This window comes from Phycisphaerales bacterium (assembly GCA_029268515.1).
In the GTDB taxonomy this organism is placed as follows: Bacteria; Planctomycetota; Phycisphaerae; order Phycisphaerales; family SM1A02; genus JAQWNP01.
The window spans coordinates 14453-40532 of record JAQWNP010000007.1 but is presented as its reverse complement, the minus strand read 5'-3'; the positions used below and the strand labels follow the sequence as shown (position 1 = coordinate 40532).

The 26080-nt window shown below is 52.5% G+C and carries 24 protein-coding genes and 1 tRNA gene; 14 read left to right on the top strand and 11 right to left on the bottom strand.

Annotated elements, in window-relative coordinates:
- Positions 1-49: 49 nt before the first annotated feature.
- Complete coding sequence (locus P8J86_05855) at positions 50-1981, bottom strand: NHL repeat-containing protein (GenBank protein ID MDG2054214.1); 1932 nt, start codon at positions 1979-1981, stop codon at positions 50-52.
- 145 nt (positions 1982-2126) lie between these two features.
- Here P8J86_05855 and P8J86_05850 point away from each other — a divergent pair, with 145 nt between their 5' ends.
- The 3 genes from P8J86_05850 (at position 2127) to P8J86_05840 (ending at position 4936) form a co-directional block, all read left to right on the top strand.
- Positions 2127-3719 carry a sodium:proton antiporter gene (locus P8J86_05850; GenBank protein ID MDG2054213.1) on the top strand — a complete coding sequence of 531 codons (1593 nt, stop codon included), beginning with the start codon at positions 2127-2129 and terminating at the stop codon, positions 3717-3719.
- A gap of 113 nt (positions 3720-3832) precedes the next feature.
- Positions 3833-4063, top strand: a complete 231-nt coding sequence (gene thiS / locus P8J86_05845; GenBank protein MDG2054212.1) for a sulfur carrier protein ThiS — start codon at positions 3833-3835, stop codon at positions 4061-4063.
- Positions 4064-4078: 15 nt separating this feature from the next.
- A complete protein-coding gene (locus P8J86_05840) occupies positions 4079-4936 on the top strand; it encodes a thiazole synthase (GenBank protein ID MDG2054211.1) in 858 nt (285 codons plus the stop codon).
- A 9-nt stretch (positions 4937-4945) separates the two neighbouring features.
- On the opposite strand, the gene P8J86_05835 is transcribed toward P8J86_05840, so the two are convergent.
- From P8J86_05835 to P8J86_05810, 6 genes are all read right to left on the bottom strand, one after another.
- Positions 4946-6352 (bottom strand): phosphomannomutase/phosphoglucomutase, encoded by a 1407-nt coding sequence (locus P8J86_05835; GenBank protein MDG2054210.1) that lies wholly within the window; start codon positions 6350-6352, stop codon positions 4946-4948.
- A gap of 100 nt (positions 6353-6452) precedes the next feature.
- Positions 6453-8495 (bottom strand): helicase C-terminal domain-containing protein, encoded by a 2043-nt coding sequence (locus P8J86_05830; GenBank protein MDG2054209.1) that lies wholly within the window; start codon positions 8493-8495, stop codon positions 6453-6455.
- Positions 8492-9229, bottom strand: a complete 738-nt coding sequence (gene rsmG / locus P8J86_05825) for a 16S rRNA (guanine(527)-N(7))-methyltransferase RsmG (protein MDG2054208.1) — start codon at positions 9227-9229, stop codon at positions 8492-8494. Before rsmG ends, P8J86_05830 begins: the two co-directional genes overlap by 4 nt.
- A complete protein-coding gene (locus P8J86_05820; protein MDG2054207.1) occupies positions 9222-10433 on the bottom strand; it encodes an FtsW/RodA/SpoVE family cell cycle protein in 1212 nt (403 codons plus the stop codon). Before P8J86_05820 ends, rsmG begins: the two co-directional genes overlap by 8 nt.
- Positions 10433-12871 carry a penicillin-binding transpeptidase domain-containing protein gene (locus P8J86_05815; protein MDG2054206.1) on the bottom strand — a complete coding sequence of 813 codons (2439 nt, stop codon included), beginning with the start codon at positions 12869-12871 and terminating at the stop codon, positions 10433-10435. The genes P8J86_05820 and P8J86_05815 overlap by 1 nt, the downstream gene beginning before the upstream one ends.
- A 153-nt stretch (positions 12872-13024) precedes the next feature.
- Positions 13025-13465 (bottom strand): hypothetical protein, encoded by a 441-nt coding sequence (locus tag P8J86_05810; GenBank protein ID MDG2054205.1) that lies wholly within the window; start codon positions 13463-13465, stop codon positions 13025-13027.
- Between the two features lie 167 nt (positions 13466-13632).
- On the opposite strand from P8J86_05810, the gene P8J86_05805 reads away from it, so the two are divergent.
- Both P8J86_05805 and P8J86_05800 read left to right on the top strand, forming a co-directional pair.
- Positions 13633-13971 (top strand): hypothetical protein, encoded by a 339-nt coding sequence (locus P8J86_05805; GenBank protein ID MDG2054204.1) that lies wholly within the window; start codon positions 13633-13635, stop codon positions 13969-13971.
- A 308-nt stretch (positions 13972-14279) separates the two neighbouring features.
- Positions 14280-14636: a hypothetical protein gene (locus tag P8J86_05800; protein ID MDG2054203.1), complete on the top strand. Its 357-nt coding sequence runs from the start codon at positions 14280-14282 to the stop codon at positions 14634-14636.
- Positions 14637-14669: 33 nt separating this feature from the next.
- On the opposite strand, the gene P8J86_05795 is transcribed toward P8J86_05800, so the two are convergent.
- Both P8J86_05795 and aat read right to left on the bottom strand, forming a co-directional pair.
- Positions 14670-15743, bottom strand: coding sequence for a DUF933 domain-containing protein (locus P8J86_05795; GenBank protein MDG2054202.1), 1074 nt, complete (start codon positions 15741-15743; stop codon positions 14670-14672).
- Between the two features lie 38 nt (positions 15744-15781).
- Positions 15782-16435: a leucyl/phenylalanyl-tRNA--protein transferase gene (gene aat, locus P8J86_05790; GenBank protein MDG2054201.1), complete on the bottom strand. Its 654-nt coding sequence runs from the start codon at positions 16433-16435 to the stop codon at positions 15782-15784.
- A 66-nt stretch (positions 16436-16501) separates the two neighbouring features.
- Between aat and P8J86_05785 the strand changes: the two genes are divergently transcribed.
- Positions 16502-17458: an aldo/keto reductase family protein gene (locus tag P8J86_05785; protein MDG2054200.1), complete on the top strand. Its 957-nt coding sequence runs from the start codon at positions 16502-16504 to the stop codon at positions 17456-17458.
- Positions 17459-17470: 12 nt separating this feature from the next.
- Here the strand turns inward: P8J86_05785 and P8J86_05780 are convergent, their stop codons facing one another.
- Positions 17471-19393, bottom strand: coding sequence for a hypothetical protein (locus tag P8J86_05780; GenBank protein ID MDG2054199.1), 1923 nt, complete (start codon positions 19391-19393; stop codon positions 17471-17473).
- Positions 19394-20498: 1105 nt separating this feature from the next.
- On the opposite strand from P8J86_05780, the gene P8J86_05775 reads away from it, so the two are divergent.
- From P8J86_05775 to rplI, 8 genes are all read left to right on the top strand, one after another.
- Positions 20499-20570: transfer RNA gene (locus P8J86_05775), tRNA-Gln, on the top strand.
- 73 nt (positions 20571-20643) lie between these two features.
- Entirely contained in the window at positions 20644-21447 is an 804-nt protein-coding gene (locus P8J86_05770) for an NTP transferase domain-containing protein (protein ID MDG2054198.1), read from the top strand.
- Entirely contained in the window at positions 21444-22478 is a 1035-nt protein-coding gene (locus P8J86_05765) for a ribose-phosphate pyrophosphokinase (GenBank protein ID MDG2054197.1), read from the top strand. Before P8J86_05770 ends, P8J86_05765 begins: the two co-directional genes overlap by 4 nt.
- The gene (locus P8J86_05760; protein MDG2054196.1) at positions 22475-23131 is read left to right on the top strand and encodes a 50S ribosomal protein L25; all 657 of its coding nucleotides are present in this window, start codon (positions 22475-22477) and stop codon (positions 23129-23131) included. Before P8J86_05765 ends, P8J86_05760 begins: the two co-directional genes overlap by 4 nt.
- Positions 23132-23152: 21 nt before the next feature.
- Positions 23153-23728 carry an aminoacyl-tRNA hydrolase gene (gene pth / locus P8J86_05755; protein ID MDG2054195.1) on the top strand — a complete coding sequence of 192 codons (576 nt, stop codon included), beginning with the start codon at positions 23153-23155 and terminating at the stop codon, positions 23726-23728.
- A 36-nt stretch (positions 23729-23764) separates the two neighbouring features.
- Complete coding sequence (gene rpsF, locus P8J86_05750; protein ID MDG2054194.1) at positions 23765-24274, top strand: 30S ribosomal protein S6; 510 nt, start codon at positions 23765-23767, stop codon at positions 24272-24274.
- A gap of 91 nt (positions 24275-24365) precedes the next feature.
- Positions 24366-24800: a single-stranded DNA-binding protein gene (gene ssb, locus P8J86_05745; protein MDG2054193.1), complete on the top strand. Its 435-nt coding sequence runs from the start codon at positions 24366-24368 to the stop codon at positions 24798-24800.
- 162 nt (positions 24801-24962) lie between these two features.
- On the top strand, positions 24963-25556 hold the full coding sequence (gene rplI / locus P8J86_05740; GenBank protein ID MDG2054192.1) for a 50S ribosomal protein L9: 594 nt from the start codon (positions 24963-24965) through the stop codon (positions 25554-25556).
- A 77-nt stretch (positions 25557-25633) separates the two neighbouring features.
- Here rplI and P8J86_05735 read toward each other — a convergent pair whose 3' ends face one another.
- A complete protein-coding gene (locus P8J86_05735; GenBank protein MDG2054191.1) occupies positions 25634-26044 on the bottom strand; it encodes a hypothetical protein in 411 nt (136 codons plus the stop codon).
- Positions 26045-26080: the final 36 nt, after the last annotated feature.

Genomic DNA, 26080 nt, shown 5'->3' with positions numbered 1-26080 from the left:
CAAAGATTGTAGGACGCCTTGGGCCTCAAGAGGAAATCAAGTCTCAGGATTATTCACTGGGTATTGGCCGCGGCCTGCGATCCGGTGTGTATGAGCGGCCAAGGCCAAAAGTGACCAACCATTGCCCCTGCGGCGACCAAATTTGCCCACGATGATTGCCCTCATCAAGCACGATGAGCCGCCCCTGGTGATCGTGCACAATTCCAGATGGCTTGAACATCTGGTCGACATCGAATCCCCGTCCACCAGGCCCCGCAATACGCTGAACCACCTGGTCATCACCAACATCGAACACGACAATCTCACCGGTGGCGCGATCTGTGACGTACACCCTATCGCCGACGACCGTTACACCAAAAGGACTTTCGAGAACATCTGGGCCACCGAAGGTCCCAACAAACTGACCATCGACACCAAATATAAACACCATCTTTTTCGTCGCATCGACGATGTAGAGCTGCTCCTTTTGATCCAGCACGAGAGCTGTTGGCCGGCTCAAGGACTGTTCTGGCAAATCACTTTGGCCAAAGCGTCTTTCAACTTTGCCTTCTGAATCAATCACAAGAATCTCAGCATTGGCTTGATCGATCATAAATCGCCGACCATCATCATCAAGAACCATCGCGCCAAGCCAAAGCCCGCGCTGCCCTTTTGCAGTTGCGTCCTCACCAAAATCACGGCTCTTGACCAAACGACTAATCAAGGGGTCAAATTTCAATGGATCCTCTGGCTTCCAATCCAAACGAAACTGCGCCAGTCGTGAAGTCGAAGGGTCAAGCACCTCAATGGTCTGACCATTCACTGACAAACCACTCAGATCCATAAAACGACCAGCGCCCGTGCCACGCATACCAAATTGCGTAATCAGAATTGGTTCTCGCGCGGTCATTCGAAAGACATAGACCTGGTGCGTTTCTGGATCAGGTATCACCAGAAGTTCTCCTGAAATTGCTGGATGGGCGCCGAAGTGCGTCTTGGTCTCCTGAGCCAAGATCCCTTGCGGCCCTGCAGGCGCTACCAATGGGTCTCCAGGTTTAAAGACCTGCATGCGATCTTCGAGCCCTTCAACAACCATTGCCCAGGTACCATCAGGGGCAACGAGAAACTGATCTGGGTAATGTAGTTTGCCCTCGCCTTGATGAGGCATTAGTGCATGTTTACCCCACATACCCTGGCTTTGACCGGCCATGTCAAAAACTTGCACACGATGATTACGCCGCTCGGTCACATAGATCAATCCATCAACGATCTGCAACGCTGCTGGCTCGTCAAGCATGCCTGGATACATACCCCACTGCCCAACTTGCTGCGCTGGGCCAACAGATTCACTGAGCGATTCAGGTTGAACAATCAGTAACCGATGATTACCGGTATCAGAAACAACAAGCTGACCATCTGCTGCAACAGCAAGCCCCGCGGGCCTCTTCAGCGGCAACTCCTTTGGTCCTTGCCAATAACCCTGCAACTGTCCGTCAAGGCTATACCTTGCAATACGATGTTGCCCAGTGTCCGCAACGTAAAGCACACCACGCTGCTCATCAATGGCCAAGCCAGCAGGCTCAAATAATTCCTCAGGACCGCCCCAAACTGCCAGCGGCGCTCCCCAGGCATCAAGCACAATAATTTGATGACGGTCAGCATCTGCAATATAAATGCGCTGGTCGCCATCAGCAACGATCGCGGAAGGATTGCCGACATCGTCAAAAATCGTCAGGCCAGCAGGATCATCAAACTGCCCATGTTGACCACTCAACAAACGCACGCCACCGCGTTCTGCCAGCACGACACTGTAAGTACCTGTCTCATCAGGCGGTAAAATAGCGGCTGCCCGCGGCATATCCAGATCACCGACGGTCTGTGAATAAGTCCAACCGATTGCCTTTTGGGATTGGGCCCGAACTGATAAAGGTTGCGTCAATAGCAAAGCTGCCATCGCCATCAGCGCCAATTGCCATCCTAAAACACTGCCCTGCCTAGTCATCTTCACTGAGACACCTTCCATTTTTAACAACTGTTCCTCATTCTAAGGCTCAAAGTTCCACACAGTACCCGGATGCTTCGTTACTCTACGCCAACGAGCAAGAGAACACCTCGACAAAACGAACAAGATTGGCCCTATCTGACCAGTGACTACCACGCCTCCTGACATCAATTTGCCAAACGAAACCAGGCTTGGCCCAATTGCTGCCGCTGCGATCTTGATTGGGTTGATTGTGGCCATTCTCACCGTTTGGGGCCTTGTGGGTCATTCCACCCCCAGTGATCACACACAACAAACCGCTACCGCTGAAGCAGAACCAGCACTCGCCACCACAGCGGCAACCGATCATGAAGTGCACGAGGCCCATGACGATCACACACCAAAGGTGCTTCCACCAGTTTGGTACATCGGCATTCTTCCGTTTATCGGGATTCTTGGCTGCATTGCAGTGCTTCCGCTCCTGAGTTCGACACACCACTGGTGGGAAAACAACCTCAATCGATTCATCGTCTCGATGTGCTTTGCTGGCCTCACCATGTTGTACTACTTACTTGCAGAAGGCTTGCACTCACTGCCGTACGTGATGAACCATGCCATCATTGAAGAGTACATCCCGTTCATTGTTCTGCTCTTTAGTCTGTACGTCATATCCGGTGGCATTCGTCTCTCAGGCGACCTTGCGGCGCACCCACTCACAAACACCACCTTCTTGTTGGTTGGTGCTGGCATCGCAAGCTTCATTGGCACGACCGGCGCCAGCATGCTTTTGATCAGGCCGCTGTTGAATACCAACAAAGAGAGAAAGCATAAAGTTCATACTGTTGTCTTCTTCATTTTTCTCGCCAGCAATATTGGTGGAACCCTTCTGCCTGTTGGCGACCCACCACTTTTCCTGGGCTTCCTTGCCGGCGTGCCCTTCACATGGACACTTGGACTCTGGCCCGAGTGGCTGATCTGCTGCATTGTTCTTCTCATTGTCTATTACATCATTGACACCCGTGCCTATAAGCGCGAGGCACCAGCTGATGTTCGCCGTGACGATCGCAATATTGAACCACTTCGCCTAGTGGGCTGGTTCAACTTGTTTTGGCTTGCTTTGCTCGTAGTCGTGCTGGCGTTGATTGATCCGACGAAAGTTGTTCCTGGCACAAATTGGGAACCTTTTCTGTTTATGCGTGAGCTTATTATGCTCGGCATTGTGGTCATTGCCTGGGGAACAACGCGACCTCAAATTCGCACTGACAATCAATTCAACTTTGCGGCCATCATTGAGGTTGCCGTTATTTTTATCGGTATTTTCATTGCCATGCAGGTGCCACTTGAAGTGCTCAAGATTTCAGGAAGCACGATCACCAATGCCTTTGGAGAACCATGGCATTTCTTCTGGGCCACTGGCATTCTTTCAAGCTTCCTTGATAACGCACCGACGTATCTGGTTTTCTTGCAACTTGCCCAACAGGTACCAATCACAGAGGGCATGGATACGCTTATTATCGCTGAAGGCACCGCCAAAGAGTATGTCATCAGTGATAGTCACTTGGCAGCCATTAGCCTTGGCGCCGTCTTTATGGGCGCCATGAGTTATATCGGCAATGGACCAAACTTCATGGTCAAAGCGATTGCTGAGCAATCAGGCGTGAAAATGCCAAGCTTCTTTGGATACATGTTCCGCTACAGCATCCCAATTCTCATTCCGTTGTTTATTGTGATTAGCCTTCTTGTTGAATTCGTTATCTAAACGGCTTTCGAGAATCAGTAAACCACCCCATTTTTGAGAGAGGCACGGCGCTCCTGGGCTCCAGATAGGCCCGTTCGGCCTGGTATCACAAACGTGGTCATTCCTCCGGAAAGCTGCCTCGATCGGCGTATAATGCTTGGCTCATGGAAATCATGCTCAATGGCACCGCACAGCAAATTCAGGAACAGGCCACCATTGCTTGTTTACTATCGCTTCGCGATCTCACGAACAAACCCTGCGCAGTTGAAGTCAACCAACAACTGGTACCAAAAGCCATGCATGAACAGCACCATTTAAACAGCGGCGATCAGGTTGAAATTGTCACGCTGGTTGGAGGCGGCTGAAAAATGGCGCACACAATGCCAAAGACACCAAATACAACTGACCCAGCGGACCTCATGGTTGGGCCAGTCAATATTACCAATCGCTTGATCGTTGGCACCGGCAAGTACGGCGACTACGAAACAATGCAACAGGCGCTCGATGCATCCGGCGCCAACGTGATTACCGTTGCAGTACGCCGCGAGAGACTCATTGATGACCAAGGCCGATCACTGCTCGACTTCATTGATACCGACCGCTATACCATCTTGCCTAATACCGCCGGCTGTTTTAGCTGTGATGACGCCGTTCGAATCGCCCAACTTGGTCGAGAAATTCTGAGCCAAATGAACAACCCTGGGGCCGCTTGGGTCAAGCTTGAAGTCCTAGGCGACCGCACCACCCTCCTACCTGATCCTGTCGGCACACTTGAAGCATGCCGACAACTTGCAGCTGATGGCTTTACCGTCATGTGCTATTCCAGTGATGATCCAATTATGGCTTGTCGCTTACGTGATGCTGGCGCGGCAAGTGTGATGCCAGCAGGCAGCCCTATTGGATCTGGCCGTGGCATTGCGAACCCTGCAGCGATTGCAATCATTTTGCAGCTACTCAAAGATACAGAACATGGTGGAGACCCAAACTACCCAGTGATTGTTGATGCCGGCGTGGGCACACCCAGTGATGTCACCGCCGCCATGGAGCTCGGCGCTGATGGCGTCCTGCTCAACACCGGCATCGCCCACGCCAAAGATCCGATCAACATGGCCCACGCGATGCGTCATGCTTGTGAAGCTGGCCGCCTTGGCTATGCCGCTGGGCGAATTCCCAAAAAGCTCTACGCAACCGCATCAAGTCCTTGGGAAGGCGTGATCACCACCATTCCAGGTGAGTAGCTCGTGGTTTTAGTGATCTACCATTTTGCCTAGATGGGCAAGATGCTCAGCGACTTCAGCCACTTTTGCATCAACTGTAGCGGCATTTGGCCCTTCTAAATTGAGTCGCAACAAGGGCTCTGTATTACTGGCCCGCACGTTGCACCACCAATCACCTGAATCAAGCGTGATACCGTCAAGTTCTTCCAAAGTGGCATCTGAAAACGCTTCCACAAGCGTTTCCATAGCTGCTTCCTTTTCTTCAACTTCAAAGTTCATTTCGCCAGACTGCACATAACGCTTGGCGCGCTCAATCTGCTGACTCATTTTCGTATCCGCGTTAATCAGTGCGCTGACAACAGCCGCAAACGCGATCGCACCAGAGTCTGCATTGAAATTATCACGAAAGTAAAAGTGACCAGAGAGCTCCCCGCCAAACGCAGCACTGTTCTCAGCCATGGCCTGCTTCATGAAGACATGGCCAACCCGCGATTTCACAGGACGACCACCAGCCTCGGTAATCATTTCAGAGACTGATTTACTTGATCGAAGATCAAAGACAACGGCACTCCCTGGCGACTTCGCTAAAAAGCCTTCCGAAAGCCATGCCGTCAGTAGATCACAACCAATAGACGATCCTTGCTCATCAACAACCACACAACGATCTGCATCCCCATCGAAGCAAACCCCTAAGTCAACTTTCTTTGAGACAACCGTTTCTTTCAACTGCTGAAGGTTGCTCTCGACCAGTGGATTCGGTTCATGCACGAAGACACCTGTTGAATTATCAAAGTTGATCTTATTGATTTTGATTCCTGGAACATCTCCAAACAATTTAGGAACCATGGTCCCAGCCATGCCATTGGACGCATCAATAGCGACCTTGATTTGCTTTGACCCATCAAGCAATCCAGGATCTAAAAACTGATGAACATGAGCTCGATAGGGTTCCCATAAATCTCGGGCTTCAATTCGACCGCCACCGTTACGAGGTTTATTCGGATCCGAGACCACCGCAAAACGTTGCACCTCTTCAAGACCACTCCCCATGCCAACCGGTTTCGCTGCGATCTTCGAAAACTTAAACCCATTGTAGTTGGCAGGATTATGACTTGCCGTCGTTTGAATACCACCACAACACCCAAGATGGTTCACAGCAAAGTAAATCATCGGCGTATCGACCATGCCAATATCAATGACATGAACACCGAAATCTCGGATGCCATTACAAAGCGCCTCAACCAATACTGGTGAATGCGTGCGCATATCGTGCCCAACCACAATGTGCTTCATCATGGGCTCTTCACGCCCTGCTGCGGCTGCAAATTCGGTCAGATATCGAGCAGCCCCAGCCCCAATCTGCCAAGCCACTTTTTCAGTCAATGGCTTTGGATAGGTCGCCCGAACGTCATAGGCTTTGAACACTTTGCCAATCATGTCTCTTTTTGCTTTCTGATTTTAAAGGTGGCTCTTGTTTTGGGAGAGACAGATCATAGCCGACGAACGCGTTCACCTTGAGCAACTTCAATGGTTTCTGCTAAAGCAGCTCCAAGCCCTGCTCACTGACGACATACTCACATCCCTCGACCGCAGGATCCACTAAATTTTCCTCTCGCACCACCACCCCCTGTGGCAAAGCCTTGAGAAAACTTCGCCCATAGCCCTTGGTCATAATACGAGGGTCGAGTACCGCCACCAGTCCTTCATCCGTCGTTGAACGAATCAAGCGGCCGATACCCTGCCGAAAACGCAACACCGCCCTGGGCAGCTGGTCATCTTTAAAGGGGTTGCCGCCACGCTGCTTAATCAGGTCGCAGCGAGCTTCCACCAAGGGGCGATCCGGCACCTCGAAAGGCAGCCGTGTAATAATCACACTACGCAACGCCTGCCCGCGAACATCCACACCCTGCCAGAAGCTAGCGGTACCCATCAGTACAGAGCGATGGTCAGTACGAAATTGCTCAAGTAGGACAGAGCGCGTGCCACCCTTTCCCTGCACCAATTGCTGGTAACCATGCGCACGGCTCACTTCAGCCATGGCATTGGCAACCTTTTTGAGCATGCTGTAGCTCGTAAATAATACAAAAGCGCCCCCATCAGTGCGTTCGAGCAAGACCTCCAGTCGCTGACAGAGTCCTTCAACAACTTGCGGATCTCGCGGCTCGGGGGTACTGCGGTCAATCACAACACGCATGAGTCGTGCATGATCAAAGGGGCTACCAACTTGTAAGGTCTCTGCTTCTTCACAACCAAGACGCTTTGCGATGTGTTCAAATTCGCCGCTCACGGTTGTTAATGTAGCGCTGGTGACGATCACTGATTTCTGACGGCCAAAGAGATGGTCCTGCAGTAAGCCAGCAACCTCAATAGCCATACACTTAATGACTGCTCGACGTGGCCCTTTTGCCGGCCTGGTCACCTCCACGCAATAAACGCAGCCCGGCAACACCTGATTCAGAAGCCCTTCGATCGTTTGGGACTGCTCTCGAGCTCGTTCCAGAAAGCTACCTAACTCAAAGCCACTTTGCTCATCATCCACTGATTGACGAATGATATTGAGCAACTCAGCAAGATCAGACAGTGACGCACTGAGAGACTCTTCTACAACATTTCGCTCAGTAATCCGCCCATTGGCAGCACCATGGGACTGGGCATATTGTTCCAGCTTGTTAAAAAAGTTGTCAGCATGATCACGGCAGCGTTGCACCTGCTTAATAGCAGCGTCAATCTGCGCAGAACCAGTTTCCAGTCCAGCCAGATGAACTAAGAAGCCTTTTGATCCAGATGGTTCCCACAACCCAGTGAGAAGATGGGCCACCTGTGATTCACTAATACTCAATCCAAAATGCTCGGCGGCCACATCTTCCAGCGCATGACCTTCATCGAGAATCACATGGTCATAGGCCGGCAAGAAACCACTGCCTTGCATGCGAAGGGCAAGATCGGAGAAAAAGACTGCGTGATTACAGATCAGGAGATCACTGTCTTCCATCTCTTTACGAGCACGCTGATAGAAGCACTTCTCGTAGGTGGGGCATCGCCGCCCCATACAATTATTCGCATCGGACACCACATGGTCCCAGACCCCCGGGGCGCTCAGTTGCGGCAACGTCGCGAGGGTTCCATCACGCGTATCACGAGCCCAGCGATCGATGACATCGAGCGATGCATGCTCGCTCGGTCGCGAGAGAATTCGCCCACGTCGTTTGATGGCCAGTTCCATACGGCGTAAAGAAATATAGTTGCCACGCCCTTTGACTAAGACCGCACGGACTGGATCTGACAGCGTACTCAAGAGAACTGGAATGTCCCGCTCGACAAGTTGCTCTTGCAAATTGATGGTATTGGTCGAAATCAAAATTCGCTCACGCTGTTCAACAACGCGCTTGAGTGCCGGCAAAAGATACGCAAAAGACTTTCCTGTGCCTGTTCCTGCCTCTACCAGCAGGTGCTGACCACTGGCAAGAGCACCACTGACCGCTGCAGCCATGCGCTTCTGCTCTAAACGCTCTTCAAACCCCTCAAGCACACCAGCGACGGCGCTGGTCGGCGTCAGAAATTCTTCAACATCCAGAATCATAAGCGGCTCTTACTTGCCATCTTGCCGCCCAATGGCGATCGCTTGGGTTCCCCCGGGCGACGTGGATAGAGGCGATTGGTTGGCGATTCCTTGACGACACTGACAACCGTGGCGGTTTCCATACGAAGCGTGTCTTGAACTTGAGCGCCCAGTAACTTTAAAGCTGTTGCTGCATGAGCTATTTCCGCTTCAGCGCGATCACCCTTAACAGCAACAAGAACGCCGCCCTCACAAAGCAACGGTACCGCCAGTTCAACCAAAACATTAAGTGGACCAACCGCTCTTGCTAACACGACCTCATACATCTCCCTGCCATCGAAGCGGCCATGATTTTCTGCGCGAGCATTAATAACCGTCACATTCTCTAACTCCAAGAACTGACTAATCTCTTTAAGGAAATTCGCTTTCTTGCCTGTCGCTTCAAGCAATGTCATCCGAATATCTGGCGATACAATGGCCAGTGGCAATCCGGGGCACCCCCCACCCGATCCCAGATCGAGTACCGATGAGGCCTCGACCGCACGCAGATGCCCTATTAAGCGCAGGCTCTCGAGCACATGACGATGCCACACCTCCGCGGGCTCGGCGATAGCCGTCAAGTTCATCACCTGATTCACTTCAATCAAGGCGGCAACATAGCCCTCGAGGCGCTCCAGATCACCGGGCTCAAATCCAATGCCAGCTGCTTGGGCCTTCTCAAGAAATTCGTCGGGTGGTGTAAAGGAACTACTCATCTTCACCATCGTCGAACTCAAAGGGGGATTTGGCAAGTATTGGTGATCTTCGCATTGAAATACCCATCAGCAGTCCCATCATAATCCAGGCGATAATCAGGCTTGAACCTCCATAGCTCACAAAAGGCAGTGTCAAACCTGTAATGGGCATCAGACCAATGGTCATACCAGTATTGATGAGCATTTGGCTCACCAGCATGGCCACGATACCAACTGCCAGCAAACGACTAAATGCCTCTTTGGTGCGGGCAGCTGCAATGATCCCGCCAACGGCCAAGACCAAAAAGGCCAGCCATGTGACCCCTGCTCCAAGCAGGCCCCAACGACAACCGATGACCGCGAAAACCATATCGTTATGTTCTTCTGGCAGGTGATTGTACTCAATCAGCACTGAAGCCTGCTCACGTCCCAGTCCAGTCAAACCACCAGCCCCGATCAATGTGCGCGCCCGAGCACCTTGAAACCCAATGTCATGATCGAACTGAGTATCGCCCTGCACATGAGCAACCATCGCTGCAATCCGTGCTCGCTGATGGGGCTTCAGTAGCGGCGCCATACAACCTGCAGCCACCAATCCCAAGAGAATCAAAATAAGAAGATGTTTGAATCGCGCTCCAGCGGCAATCAGCATTGCAAATAAGGTGGGCAAGAACAGAAGCGAAGTCCCAAGGTCTGGTTCTACTAAAATCAACCCGATCGGAATAAGTGTCAGGCCCAGGGGAATCACGAGGCCACGCAAACTACGGTGGTTCTTTCGATACCGGAAGTAAGCAGCCAAGACCACGATGTATGACACCTTTGCCAGTTCTGATGGCTGCATATCGATCAGACCTAAATTGATCCAGCGTCGCGCCCCATGCCGAGGGTGGACCAGCGCATCTGGTATCCAAGGCACCAACACAAACACCAACAATCCAAGCGTGAACACCATGCCCGGTATCGCCAATTGACACCAAGTGCGAGGATGAACCCAAGCAACAATACATGCCGTCACAAGTGACACCGACAACAACATGGCATGTCGAGCCGCATACCCTGGCTCAGTGGTGCCAATAACCACAACACCAAGCAAACTCAAAAAGAGTGCCGCAGCGCAGCTCATCAGCGCTGGATTGATCATGACGACACGTGAGGCGTGCATCGCCCGACCTGCGCCCGGCAATCGCCCCTGTGTGGAACCTCGTTTTATTGCGACACCACTCACTAAGGCTGCTGCTCCTGATACGAAGGCTGATCACCTTCATTGACACCACCTTGCAAAACATGTTGCGGCCATCCCGATGGCATTGCAGAACGCATCAAGCCACCACCTGGCACCAACATCAGCGCCGAATCCATGACGGCGCTGTCACTGAATGGACGCTCAAGATATCCCGTTTCCTGTAGTGCCCAGACAATCTGATTGGCCACTGGACCAGCGCACCGACCACCTGAGCCACCATATTCCACGATCACTGCAATCGCATACGCCGGCGTCTGGCTGGTTTCATCGCCAGCAAGACCAACAAACCATGCATGATCAAGATCACCTTGAGCTTCATCTTCATGATTCAGCTGACCATCCTGATTAGAGTCATACTTTCGAGGCGGCGCCTGGGCTGTACCAGTCTTGCCCCAAACCATCGCACCAGGGGCGTTAAAGATTGGCTCTTGTTGCCCACCGCTATGGGTCAGATGGTGCCCAGTGCCATAGCGCTTCGAGACAGATTCTCGTAAGCCCTTGAGAATCGAAGCCTGTACCGCTTCATCCATATGCAATGCCATACGCTGTGGCTGAGGCGACTGCCCCTGGGCCCAAGCAATCAGCGTTGGGTCGCGCACATCACCACCACGAGCAAGCATGGCATAGGCGTTCACTGCTTGAAGTGGCGTCCATGCAATGGGCCCCTGTCCAATACCGGCGATCGCTGTCGTAAATGCAAGCTCACCACCACGTCCTTGAGCGCGCTGTGAGATCGTATCGGGCACCAAACCAGATGACTGCAGCAAACGCCTCGACTCACCATCACCGCCCACAGTGCCCAGGCCTCTTACGGGCATTAACATCTGTCCCAACCCAAGCTGGCGATACCCCTCAGCAAGACGTGTCAAACCAAGTCGATCCGCCAACGTGTAAAAGAAGATATTGCAGGAACGAGCCAGTGCCTCCGATGCAATCAGCGGCCCATGGGTTCCCATATTGTGTTGCTGCCGATAGATCCAACAACGAGCCACCGTGGGCCGGTTGGGGAAAAAATGGCCTGTACATTCAATGGGGTCATGAAGCCGATGCTGATCTTCTGCACACGCAACGGCTAGAACAAGCGGTTTAATGATTGATCCAGGTGGGTAGATTGCTTCAAAGGGTCGATTCACAATGGGCTGCGCGATGTCTTGATCTACATCAGACATCTGCAAGCCCATATCAATTGTTGGCATCGAAACAGCCGCAAGGATCTCACCTGTTGCAACTTCCAAAACAATAGCCGCTGCATTGAGCCGTGTGCCTAGGGGCAGTCCAGTATTGCGATGCCAAGGCTGCACCTGCGTAAGACCAAAGCTTGGGTCCAAAATAGCCTGCACGCGAGCCTGCAACTCAATGTCGATGGTCAGCGGCACATCCCCACCGGGCTTTGACTTTCGATGTTCCATCACACCGCGATCAACGCGCGTGCGCACTAAACCGCGCTCACCGCGCAGTCGATCTTCAAGCACCCACTCCAAACCACTGGCTCCGACTTCATCACCTTGGCGGTATCCACCCAGATCAAGCCCATCAGGCTTTGACATTGGCCGGCGCTGCACATCTTCTCGCCATACTTTCGAACGAACATTGCCGAGTAAATGGTCCGCCACACCAGTGCTGTGCACCGTCATCGGCGACGCCGCTCGAATCGGTGCTGGCAAGTTGTCACGCCGTAACGTGACCTCTTGGGCCGACCAAGGATAAAACCTGGCTCGTGTTGGACGAATCTCAATCAGATCGCGATGCGATTCGGTGGCGTATTCAATCGAAAGCGCCTTCTCTTCATCAAGTCCAGCGAGCACCACATGGGCCTGCTCTTGCTCTCGGATTGGCTTGACTCGAAAAGTCTTTTCTGAGCGCCCCTTCGCGAGATGGTCACTGAGCTGCCGAGCCCAAACCGTCGATGCCATGCGCTGGACGCGCCCTTTGATCTCATCAATTTGGCGCTGCATCTCAAGCTGCCCAATACCTCCGAGCCCAGCAATAGTCTCAAGCAGACCTTCAGCTTCTTGTTCATAAAGCGGTAAGTATGCTCGCCCTGCTTCATCACGCTCCGAAGCGGTCATCTCTGACCAAGCAGTCGCACCGACCATGCGCTTGGCCTTGACCCGTGACTTATGCCGCTGCCAATTTCCATTGAGTAACTCGTAGGCAATGGCAATGTCACTGGCAGCCCGATCTTCGGCAATAATCCGACCATTCCGATCAAGAAGTCTGCCGCGATAGGTTGGTAGATAATTACGTCTGACAAGTCGAGCCTCAGCCTGAGCAAGTAGCTCATCGCCCTCGAAAAGAGACAGCCGTGCCAACTGAATGAACTCAATACCGAGTACAACCAGCAACAGCAACACCAGCAAACGCACACGGCGTTGAAACATACTGGTTCGAGCTGATTTGTCAGAGGCCCTCCTGGCCACAGCAGACTCCATTCCTGCCTCTGATTGACAGAGGTGACTTCATTGTCAACATCATCGGCTTATGCCGCAAGCACTTAGCAATTTAAGGCCAGTTTACGCCCCATACTGGTGCGAGAAAAGGGCCCACCCCATCAAGGGCGAGTCCAAAGAGCATCAATCTGATCTGATACGTACTTCGACCACCTGATCATCACCATCAAATTGAATCACCAGCCAATCAGAGTCGATGGCAAAGTAACTATTCCGCTGGGGACCCAGCTCATACGCCAGGCTTCCTTCAAAATAGCCTGAATGAGGATCGTTCCCAAGCAAGGCGATGACCTCAGATCGTGGCTTGCCAAGAAGCAGCCCCGATGCAACCACACTTTCGGCCATCTGAAATCTCGTCTCGATCGAGGCATCGTCCTGGCCAGCTTGAGCTTGCTTCCAAGTATTCGAATCGAACGGCTCGCCAGTAGGCAAGACCACGGCAAAAACCAACAGAAGCACGACGAAGACAAGCAGTAAAACAATCCAAATCCAAGGACGACTGGCTTGCTTATCTCCTGTTGTCTCTTGATCTTGCATGGAATGACCTTTCTCAGATGAGCTCATCGATTAGTCGCACGGGCATGCGGGCAACTGTTTCACTATAAACTACTTCTCAGCCGGACTCAGATCGCCAGTCAATGAGAGTGTTTAAGAAGAACGCATAGCCAATCAGCTTCGCTTTACTTATCGCCTACGCATTGACTAAAAATCTTTAAAAAGGAAGACGTTTCATGAAGGAAAGAACGGCTTCTATCCTAAAACGAGTTGCAAAAGTAAGCCTCATCTGTTCTTTGCTTGCGGTTCTGCTCGGATTCTTAGGGCTCGCCTTAAGCGGTGACAATCCCAGCGACAAAACATCCTCCGACGCAAGATTAAATCTTTTTTGTTTAGTGCTCTTCATTGACTGGCTACTCTTGTTCTTTGTCGTGCTTCCGGGTTTAATAATTACCTTTGTCTGCGGACTACTCAGCTGTCGCAGTAAGCAACACCGCAAAGCATCCCTATTCCTTACCATCACCAGCGGCACATTGATACTTGCCCTTGTACTGGTTTGGGGACTCACTGCATAAGTCTAATTGAGTGGCCAATCTCTCTGTTGATTCAATTTGAGCATCAGACGTTAAAAAGAAAGTGCACCACATCACCATCTTGCATATCGCCGAACATGTGCACTAAACAATTTTGAATCGGAAGACGCCGCATGAAGAAAAGAACAGCTTCTATCCTATAGACGAATTGCAAAATTAAGCCTCGTCTGTTCTTTGCTTGTGGTTCCGCTCGGATATATTTCCGACTACTTAGAGATCACCTTTGCAAAGCCCAATGATTCTAAACTACATCACGAAGTGACGCGTCATATCAGGAAGGCCGAGAAATAATGAACAAACAGAACTTTTCACTTCTACTGATTATTTCAATCATCAGCATGGTGTGTTCCATGTTAACTTTTGCCACGGCAATCATCTTATACGTAGCCAGCGAGCATGCCTCAACTGCCTATGAAGGCCATGACTTCTTTCATTTTTTTAGCTTTGACAACGCAGCCGCCAACGATTTCTTCGCAAGCATTTGGATCTTTGCTTTCTTGACGATTCCACTTTCAGTACTTGCGATTTTATTTGGACTGGCCAGCTACGCAAAAAAACAACGCCGCGCCTTGTCGCTCTACGTGGTTGCCATCGGAGCCCTGCCCATTTGCTTCGCCATCGCCGTTTACATTTGGTCGCTGACTTAGTCATGTTCTTTTACTTAATTGAACAACAAAGAGCTAGACATTAAAAAGAAAGTGCACCACATCACCATCTTGCATGACGTATGACTTGCCTTCACTGCGAAGCTTGCCCGCTCCGCGAATAGCTTTTTCACTCTCATGGGCCACCAGATCATCAACATGAAAACACTCGGCGCGAATAAAGCCGCGTTCGATATCAGAGTGAATGGCCCCTGCCGCCTGCGGCGCCGTGGCACCATGAACAATCGTCCACGCACGGACCTCTTTTTCGCCAGCGGTATAGAAACACGCCAACCCGAGAGACTGATACAACGCACGAGCCAGTGGTCCAATGGCCGGCTCGCTGAGACCCAGTCCCTCTAACATCTCATTGCGGTCATCCACATCCATCTCGGCAATCTCTGCTTCAAGTACGGCGCAAACCGGCACACTCAAAGCACCTTTGGAAACCGCGTACTCGGCCAGCGCTGTCGCTGCCGCCCCTTGCCCGCTGGGGTCATCCTCTCCGACATTGGCCACAAAGAGCACTGGCTTTGAAGTAATCAAGCCATAGGCACTCAACAAACGAGTTTCTGTGTCATCGAGTTCTTTGGCCATTTCACGAACCGGCATACCTGCTTCTAATGTGGCAGAAACCTTTTCCAGCAACGATTGTCGCGCCGGCGCTTCGGGATCACGCCCTCGAGCAGCGCGTTTTGCTTTATCAAGAGCGCTTTCCACCACAATGAGATCTGCCAACACAACTTCGTCATCCCAAGCGCGTGCCTCCGCTACTGGATCAGCTTCTGGCAGACCAGGGGCGTCATAGCAACGGAGCACCAAGCAAAGCGCATCGACCTGACGCAAGTGAGAAAGCACATTATTGAGTTGCTTTGGATCTTGCCCTGACGGCAGACCAGGAATATCGATCAGCGTCAAACTGACGGGAATAATTTTCTCTGGCGGAATCAGCGCTGCGATTGTCTCTAAGCGTGGGTCAGGCACAGGCGCCATCCCCATCGCTGGCTTCATCGCTGAGCCAGATGAACTGATTTTGCTCTGCCCGCCAACCAGCGCCGCCAGCAGCGTACTTTTTCCTGTTGAACTAAAACCAACGAGGCCGCATTCCATCGTTCATCACTCCTAGTTTGAATCTCAGCGGCGACATCCTACAGATTCGCAGCCCCAAGGGGGCCACATTGCTGCTCAACTGCGACCGCGAGCTGCTCAAGATAATCCTCACGGGGCAATTCTTGGCATCCGAACTGCTCGAGATGGGGCGTATGAAATTGCACATCAAGCAATAAAAACTCGGCCAGCCGCAGCTGCTCAACCAGATGGACCAATGCCACTTTGGAGGCATCGCGTCCACCGCGCCCAGGATCACTGAACATTGATTCACCAAAAAAAGCAGCCCCAATGCGTACCCCGTACAGGCCTCCGACCAAGGCCCCACCTCGATATGCCTCCACGCTATGTGCATGCCCTTGCTGATGGAGCCTCAGATAGGCCGCCCGAATTGCTGGCGTAATCCAGTTCCCTTCTTCTTTCTGATCATCCAGGCGGCTGCAGGCATCAATGACGGCCTCAAAATCTCGATCAAAACAAATCTCGAATCGCTTTGAACGCACCCTGCGGGCCAATGACCGAGGGACATGAAAGGCACTCAGATCCAGAACGGCCCGTGGATCAGGGCAATACCAGTCCAGCCCCCCATGCTCGGGGCTGCCCATTGGGAAGAGGCCTTGGCGATATCCCCACAGCAGATCCTGCGGTGAGGGCTGATCGGGATCAAAGCCAGATGGTGGTACGAGTTGGTCCATGGGCGAGGGTTGCCTTCCTTGGATACAGTACCCGACCGCTGTTGACCCATATGGGAGTTTCTCACCATGAAATACAGACAACTTGGTCGCTGGGGTTTGCAGGTCTCCGAAGTTGGATTCGGTTCCTGGCTGACCTTCAAAGATCAATCCACCCAGCATGGCCAGCAGATGGTCAACACTGCCTATGACAACGGTATCAACTTCTTTGATACCGCCAACGTCTATGACCAGGGTGACGCCGAACAACTCTTAGGCAAGGCCATCAAGTCATTGCGCCGTGATGCAATTGTCCTGGCCACCAAAGTCTTCTGGCCCATGTCACGCGAGTGGCCCTTTCCCGGTGCCAATGATCGTGGACTGAGTCGCAAACATATTTTTGATCAGTGCCACGCTTCGCTGCGCCGCCTTGAGTGCGACTACATCGACCTCTATCAATGTCATCGTTATGACCCGTCAGTACCACTGATCGAGACCTGCCGAGCCATGAACGATCTGGTCAATACAGGCAAGATTCTCTATTGGGGTGTCAGTGAATGGACCGCCGAACAGATTGCTGATGCCCACGGCCTCTGCGAAGAGCATCGCTGGCATCTGCCGATCAGTAGCCAACCGCAATACAACATGCTGGAGCGCCATTGGGAAGAGTCGGCGTTCCCCACTTGCAAAGCGATGGGCATGGGCATCGTGGCCTTCTCTCCCTTAGGCGAAGGCATGCTCACCGGCAAATATGCTGAGGGCGTGCCTGATGGAACCCGCGCCGCGCATCCAGAGCAGGGCCAGTTCTTACAACCGCGCCTCACCGAAAAGAACCATGCGATCGTCGCACGTCTTAAAGAAGTTGCTGATGGCATGGGGCTGCCGCTGGCGACCTTGGCCTTGGCTTGGTGCCTGCGCCGCCCCGAGGTGAGTTCCGTAATTGTTGGGGCTAGTAAGCCTGAGCAATTAAAAGAGAACATCACGGCCAGTGATTTGACGTTGGATGAAAGTGTGCTGGAACGCTGCGCGGCGATCTTAGGCGGATAAGAGCGGCGGCTCTTACGGCGTGACCTCAGCAACGGCTGGGTGCAGTGAGTCGAGATCGATTTGCACATGTGTACAACTGACACCAAATTCGATATCGGCGAGCTCCATGTAATTCACCACCAGCTGATCTAATTCCGTACTGCCTGAGGAGCGCACCACTTCAATAACCGCTTCATCCCAGATCAATTGACCAGATTCCGTGACTGGGGCCACCTGCAAGATCGGATCCTTGACCAGCGCACCCAGTGCCGCTTTGGCATCAACAAGCTCGATAGCCTGTTGTGAGGTAAGTTTCGGCGCTTTGATCGTCACCTCTTTTTTGCGTGCAGCCCCATACCCCCCAAGAACTGAATCAGGGTGTATGTAGCTTCTAAAGTGAACATCACCAAAGGCAAACTTTGGAACCTCCAGTGCGAGTTGTTCAAACTCGGTTGATACTGACCAGACACCCAATGGTGCGTGCTCACGGAGATAAGCTGGGGCGAGATGCGCCTCGTTGTCAATCTTGAAACCGGCTTCGGAAAACCAGACCGTGACCTCAATCAGATTTCTGCTTTTGCGAGGCACATACGGCGCCACCTGTATCGCTGCCCTACGATTGCCGCGTTTCCATGGCCCAATCGAGCACTCTTGCTCTTCACCATTAATAACCACTTGCAATGCAATCGCTTGGACAGGAATCTGTGCGTGACGAACAAGTGAAATCGATGGTCGGGATGGCACCTCATACTTCCAGTCAACTCCATAGGAAGAAGAAATTGAAGGGCTGGCGCGGACGACTCGATCTTCCGTGGCTGCATCAAGTTGCCCACTATCTATCATTGAGATCAACCAATTCCAGCCCAGATTCCCGAGTGATTCATCACCCTCTAGACGAGTGATATAGACCTTCACGAGCGACTGATCTTCAAGGGGCGTCAGGTTCCTTTGGTGCAGTTCCGCCTGCAACGCCTTGGCATCATCGCCCCAATAGCCATTGTCTTGCCCAAGCCCCGCAATGAGCGCTGATGCTGTTGCGGTGGTGGGCGTTTGGAGTGCTTGGTTCAGCTGCCAATCACGATACATGCCGTTGCCAAGCAAGAGAAGGGCAAGAAGAGAAAAAACCAATCCGCCATACCCCACAGGCCGCCACTCAATGCGGTGATGCAGTAGCCCACCAGGCGCATGCCAGCTGCAACCACATTCACTACAGCGATCAGGCAAAGCGATGCCCTCTGGCACGGTATAGAAACAATGGGCGCAGCGACTGTAAGGCTCCCGTCTTAAGCGGATGCCACCAATGATTAACACCGTCCCGATGATGATAAATGCAGGTGGCAAGAAAGCGAACACACTCACATTACGGTCAAATATCTCTGCTTCAATTAACCCAAAGAGACTGGCGAGCAAGAGATAGAAAGTTAGACCTATGATCGCGAATTCCACACTACAGAATGCCAGGGCAATGCGATCTGTCGCAGCGTGCAAACCTAACTTTCTATAAATCCACTTCCAAACCGGGGAGGCATCGGCCGCACGAAATTTGGCGAACTTGCCATCGATCAAGCGCGTCAGTTGTTGACCTGTGTAGCTCGAGGCACATTGACTGCATGACCATCGATCTGGCGCCGAGGCTGCTTCCAAAGGAACTTCACACTGAGGGCAAACTAGCCCCCCCCTCGCGATCACCTTGTCAAAGAAGTTGTCGCGGGGCGACAACCGTCGACGTGCAGTCAAAGCATGGTCAATCAAGTACCACAAGAAGAACGCCGGCATGATGACGCCGATACCCGAAGAATATATCCAGAAACTAAGATAGAAATGCAACAAGATGAGGACCGCCAGGAGAGGCGCCCCGATCCAAAGCAAGCTTTTTTTAGAACTCGCCGCGACGCGATAATGACGGAGCCCTCGATCCCACTCGCGCCAGCTGCCCAGATCAAGATGCGGTGACATAGGCGCATCCTCCGGCGGCAAGGCGGCCGGGCGCGGCGCTGGCCTGGCATAGGCGTCAGCGCCTAGCTTTGAATTCTCCAAGATGGCTTGCTTGTTGACCATTACGGCGTGACCTCAGCAACGGCTGGGGTCAGTGAGTCGAGATCGATTTGAAAGTAGACAAAACGACCAGCGAAGAACACAATGAAGAACACCGAAATTATTATGGGCAAGAACATGATGTGACTCCAATGGCGTCGCGCAAGCCCGCTGACTTCTACATGCTTCTATATGCCATTGCCATGATTTCATTGCACACGCACTCAAAAAAAGACCACTGCGGCCAGCAGAATCCTTAAACAGGTGCGTTCGATGAGGGCGTACCTCTTTTGGATACGCGTCACCCTGCAGGTGTGGTTCCCTTGAACCTCTTAACAACGGTAGAACCTTCGATAGACCAACACCCCCGCTGGATGCCTATCCAGTCAGGGGCGTCTGTCTTTCTCTCTTCTTTCTCTCAAATCAGGGAGGGGGCTTTATTTCCTTCTCTCAATGACCATGAATTCGATTTGCGTGGGGGGTGGCAGGGGTGAGTCTTCTTACAGCGGGCATCAGAATGGCCAGAGAAATCCGACTGAAATAGCCGGGCAGGGTATTTCTAGGATCACAATCTGAGTGCCACACACCATTAGGTGACCAAAGGAGCCTCTCTCTCCCACCCCAGCCATGAACTTCTCAATCTGAAGTCCCCACACTCAATTAGCAGGACTCAACGCTCTCCCTACAGAACTACCCCACTTCAAAGCAGATGTCCCCTCAAGATGGCAAAAAAACAGCCCCTCAAAATGGCCATGCCCAGGGCAATCCACAAAATCAGTGCCCACAGCATCGAGAGTGCCCCTTGACGCCCCTCATAGGCCTCATACAATCTGTCGCTCCCCTTTGAGGGGCCGTTGGTGACAGTGATGGGTGATTCTTGAGCCCGAAGCTGGCGCCTCATGGGGTATGTCAAGCGGCAACGACATACTCCCGCCTCGGGATTTACAGTGCCGCTCCTGCATGCCTTGTCGCGCGGACCACGCTTAACAGCCCCCGTCACCGCAAGACAAAATCATGGCAGGTTCACTGGCCCGTGGTGTAATCGGTAACACACCTGTTTTTGGTACAGGCATTCCAAGTTCAAGTCTTGGCGGGCCAGCTTCTTGAAGCCGCCTGAGCCCACGCAAGACAAGAACGCACCACGTAAGGCTACGTTCGCGATGAATAGCGGCATGAGCCAAAAAAACAATCGCACCAACGAGCAAGAGCTCGGCGCTATCATTTTGGCTGCAGGCAAAGGTACGCGTATGAATAGCGATCTACCAAAAGTCCTTCACCCAGTGGCAGACCGCCCCATTGTTTCATGGGTGATTGATGCCTGCCGTGCCGCTGGCTGCAACAAAATTGCCGTGGTGGTGGGCTTTGGTGCTGAAGATGTCAAACAAGCAGTCGCTGCAGATGACGTAGTCTTCTCAGTACAAGACCAACAACTCGGTACAGGGCATGCCACTTTATGCGCTCATGAGCACTTCAAAGATGGCGAAGGTGATGTGCTCGTACTGGCCGGCGATGGACCGTTGATTCGAGCTGAAACCATTGAACGAATGATCCAGCAACACCGCGCCACTGATGCTGCGGCCACACTCGCCACAAGCGTCATTCCCGACCCAACGACGTATGGACGAATTGTTCGCAATTCGAGTGGTGGCTTTGAGGCAATCGTCGAAGAGAAAAACTGCACCGACGAGCAAAAGAAAATCCACGAGGTCTACCCAAGCTATGCATGCTTTGATGGGCAAACGCTCTTTCGTCTGCTGTCAGAGCTCAGGCCAGACGGGGTTTCCGGCGAGTATTACGTGACCACGCTACCGATGCGGCTCAATGAGCTCGGACAACATGTCGAACTCGTTGATGGCGTGCCACCAGAAGATGTCCTTTCGATTAACACGCCAGAACATCTTGCCGAGGTAGATGCGATCCTTAGAAATCGACTTTCTAAACAAGCCCGCACACAAACTGAGGAGATCACGCAATGAGTGCTGTTGATCGAGACGACCTGAAGATCTTTGCCGGACGCTCTGGCGTCAAGCTTGCAGAGACCATGTGCGGCCACCTCAATATCCCGCTTGCTGCCGCCAATACAGAGCTGTTCCCCGATGGCGAAGTCATTGTCAAGATTGAAGAAGATGTGCGCGGCCGCGACTGCTTTGTGGTGCAGCCAACCTGCGATCCGGTCAACGCCAATCTGATGGAGCTGCTGATCTACATCGACTGCCTTAAGCGAGCGAGCGCTCGGCGCATCACCGCTGTCGTCCCCTACTTTGGCTATGCCCGACAAGATCGCAAGGATGAAGGTCGTACGCCCATTACTGCCAAACTGGTCGCCAACCTCATTACTGCAGCTGGTGCCGACCGCCTTTTATGTATGGATCTTCATGCAGCTCAAATCCAGGGCTTCTTTGATATTCCCGTCGATCACCTTTCCGCAAGCAAGGTGATTGGCAACTACCTTCAATCAATTCGCAGCGAGCTGGGCGATATCGTGCTGGTCTCGCCTGATGTTGGCAACGTCAAAGTGGCGACCAACTACGCAACGCTCCTTAACGCCGAGCTCGCCATTATTGACAAGCGTCGCGTCTCAGGCATGAATGTCACTTCGAACCATTTGATCGGTGACACCAGTGGCCGGACAGTCATCATGGTCGATGACATGGTCTCCACAGCTGGCACTGTCTGCGAAGCGGCTCGCGTTGTCATGGAAAACGGCGCTCGAGATGTCATTGTTGCTGCGACTCACGCGGTCATGGTCGGCTTGGCCATGGAACGGCTCAATGAGGCACCAATCTCTCGCGTGATCGTGACAGACACCATTCCCGATGATGATGGACGACTCGATCCCATCCGACCAATGCTGACCCAACTGACCGTCGCCAATCTGCTTGGCGAAGCGATCTATCGAATTCATCACGACATGTCGATTTCGGCACTGTTTCGTGAAATCAACCGCTCAAAAAGAGTTGCAGCCGCTGAAGCGGCTGGCTCGAGCCAAACAAGGACGACATCATGAGTTCAGAAAACCCAACCCTCACCGCTGAGCCACGCGAAAAGACTGGCTCCCGTTATAGCCAGCGACTCCGAAAAGATGGCCGGCTTCCAGCGGTGATCTACGGACAAGAAGAAACACCTGAAGCAATTAGCCTCAATGCCGAAGAGATTCTACGTACGCTCCATGCTGGAGCTCACGTCATTGAACTCAAAATTGGCAAGGAGAAAAAGGCCACTTGCCTGGTCAAAGATCTGCAATTCGGCTGCCTTGGCGATGATGTGATTCATATTGACTTTGCACGTGTCAACCTGAACCAAGAGGTGACCGTGAAGGTATCCCTGGAGTTCCATGGCGAAGCGCCAGAATCCAAGAAACCAGGCGCTATTTTCCGCTCAGAGCAAAGTGACCTCGAAGTGATCTGCAAGGTTCGTGCTATTCCTGATTCAATTCGAGTAGACCTGGGGTCGATGGAAACCATGCTCACCATTGCTGACATCGAACTACCACCTGGCGTCCGATGCGATGCAGACCCAACTTCAACCATTGCTTCAATCATCTTCGTACAGGAAGAGGAAGAGCTGGGCGAAGAAGCAGACGTCACGACTGAAGGCGCCGAGCCAGAAGTAATTACAGAGTCTAAATCTGACGAAGCAGAGGGTAATGCCAGCGAGTAACCACCTCGTTGCATGAATGTTATGAAGCTCATCGCAGGCCTTGGCAATCCCGGTTCTAAGTATGTTTCAACCCGACACAATGTTGGGTTCGATGTACTTGATCGCTTGGCCAGACGCTATGGCGATGCAGCGCCGGCCAGAAGCAAGTTCCATGCCGTCGTCATTGATGTTCAGATCAGTGACGAGAAAGTCCTACTTGTAAAGCCAACGACGTTCATGAATCGCTCTGGCGTAAGCCTCAGCGAGGCAGCAAATTTCTATAAGTTGAATATTGAGGAAGACGTCCTGGTACTTGTTGATGATGTCGCCCTACCGTGCGGCAGCATACGCATGCGGCCCAGTGGTTCTGCTGGTGGGCACAATGGCCTCACTGATATTGAACAACGACTGGGCTCTGGCCAATACGCACGCCTGCGTATTGGTATTGATGAACCAGGGCAAATTCCTCAAAAAGATTATGTTCTCGGGCGCTTTCGCGAAGATCAGCGTGAGCAACTTGAGCCCGCTCTTGAAGATGCCGTTGCAGCAGCGACCTGCTGGGTCACTGCCGGCACAACCGAAACAATGAACCGATTTAATCGAAAAGCGACTGCTTGAGAAAGACCTACGACTGGTCACGGAGTACTAATTCAAATGTCTAAGATCCGCACCCATACCTATGAAGGCCTCTTCCTTTTCCCGGCCTCTGTTGCAACCGACCTCAAGGCTGCATCTGACCATGTCCACGAACTCTTGGCACGGGCTGATGCGCAGGTCATCTCTTTTGCGAAGTGGGATGAACGTCGCCTTGCCTATGACATCAAGGGAAATAAAAGAGGCATCTATTTCCTGACCTACTTTAAGGCTGCTGCTGATCAGATCGCCAACATCGAGAAGGGATGCAACCTCTCGGAGCAACTGCTTCGTGGCATGGTCACACGCGCCGATCACGTCACACAAGAGCAGATTGAAGAATCTGATGGCCAGGCCTCACTGTCCGACGAGATCAACTTGCGTGACCAAGGCCCTGCAACACCAGCGACTGATGCTGCCCCAGAAACAGCTCCAGAGCCCATCGCCACGATGGAAACCGTTGTCGATGAAGAACCTGTGGCCCAGGCTGTGGTCACTGAGGCCCCGAGCGAAAACACCGAAACAAGCTAAATCGCAACCTGTCGCGCACGGGGCTCATTCCTGACCAAAAGGCCCCAAGCCGCTATCCTGATTGAAACGCTTTGAGAACAGGGAGGTCACAATGGCGAACTTCAACCGCGTAATGCTCATGGGCAATCTGACCCGTGACGTTGAACTTAAATACACCCCGAGCAACCAAGCCGTTGCGAATATTGGTCTGGCGGTTAACCGACGCTATAAGACCAAAGACACCGGTGAGCAGCGAGAGGAAACCACCTTTGTTGACTGCGAAGCCTGGGGTCGCACTGCTGAAGTCATGAACCAATATCTAGCCAAGGGACGCCCCGTGTTTATCGAAGGACGCCTCAAGCTCGATTCATGGCAGGACAAAGATGGTGGGAATCGTTCTAAGCTCAAGGTGGTGGTCGAGAACTTTCAGTTCGTCGACTCACGCGGCGGTAGCGGTGGTGCTGGTGGCGGCCAACAACAATCTGCACCAGCAGCCAATGCAGGTGGCCAACACCAACCGGTCAGCGAAGCCGATATCCCCTTCTAGAACACCTCAGATGAGTCTATTGACGCTCGCCAACCGCATAACGCGGTTGATCCTGCTATAGTCCCCGACCCACAACTAATGGTGCTTGCGAGCACCACGCGTTGGGGTGCTGGTCGCTGTGACGAGCACTCCTCACCGTCACCCGAACGAGGACAGCGCACCATGGCAATGAAACGCGTCAACTTATTGTTACTCGAAAACGTCGAAGGCCTTGGCATTGTCGGCGATGTCGTCCGCGCCAAGCGCGGCTATGCAAGCAACTTTCTGATTCCACATGGCCTTGCCGAGCCACCAACAAAGCACCGAATTGCAGCATTGGCTGAACGCCGAGCTGAAGCTGAGGCGGAACTGCAAGCGCTGCGATCAGCACGTGTCGAACTACTGACTCGCATGGAAGCCGTAACCATCTCTGTGGTCCGCAGCTGCAACGATCAGGGCGCCTTGTATGGATCTGTGAGTCAGCGAGATATTGCTGACGCCCTTGTTGAGGCTGGCTATAACGTTGGCGTCCGCTCCGTTCGGCTCGCCCAGTCTATTCGTCGCGTCGGTGAATATCTGGTACCCATTCAATTCGACAAGGATCTCAAGACAGATGTGACACTGATCGTCAAACCTGATCGCACCTTAGAAGAATTAGAAGACAACGATGAGACCCCCGATGATCAGGAGCAGAAAGATCAAACACCTGAGACCGGGGCCGAGGACGAGACTTCAGCATCAGCAACTGAGACCGAAGAAGCTGCCACTCAGTCATGACCTAGACCGTCCGCTATAAATACAAAAAAACGCCCGCCTATCAATGAGGCGGGCGTTTTCGTTAAGTGGTGCTCACTTTATGATTCACTAAAAACCGCAATGGGCTGGCGTGATTTACTGCTTGGAGAGCCGCGCTGTTCAACAAAGCGAAACTCCAGATACCGAGCCACGTAGTCAAGAATACTGGTCGCCTCTGGAATATCAGGGTTACTGGTGGCGCCCATTGGATCAAAACGCATTCCTCGAAAGCGATCACAGGCCGCTTGCAGGGGTAGCCCGTACTGCAAAGCGAGACTGAAGGCTCTCGTAAAACCCTGAATCAGACCAGACAGCGTCGAGCCTTCCTTACTCATTTTGATGAAGATCTCACCCACCTGGCCATTCTCAAAAAGACCAATGGTCAAATAACCCTCGTGGCCAGTGATCGCGAATTTGTGCGTGACTGAACTACGTGTCGCAGGCAATACTGCTCGTCCGTTTGCTTCCATATTGTGGGTCTACCTCCATAGGGGCTTGATCAGCTC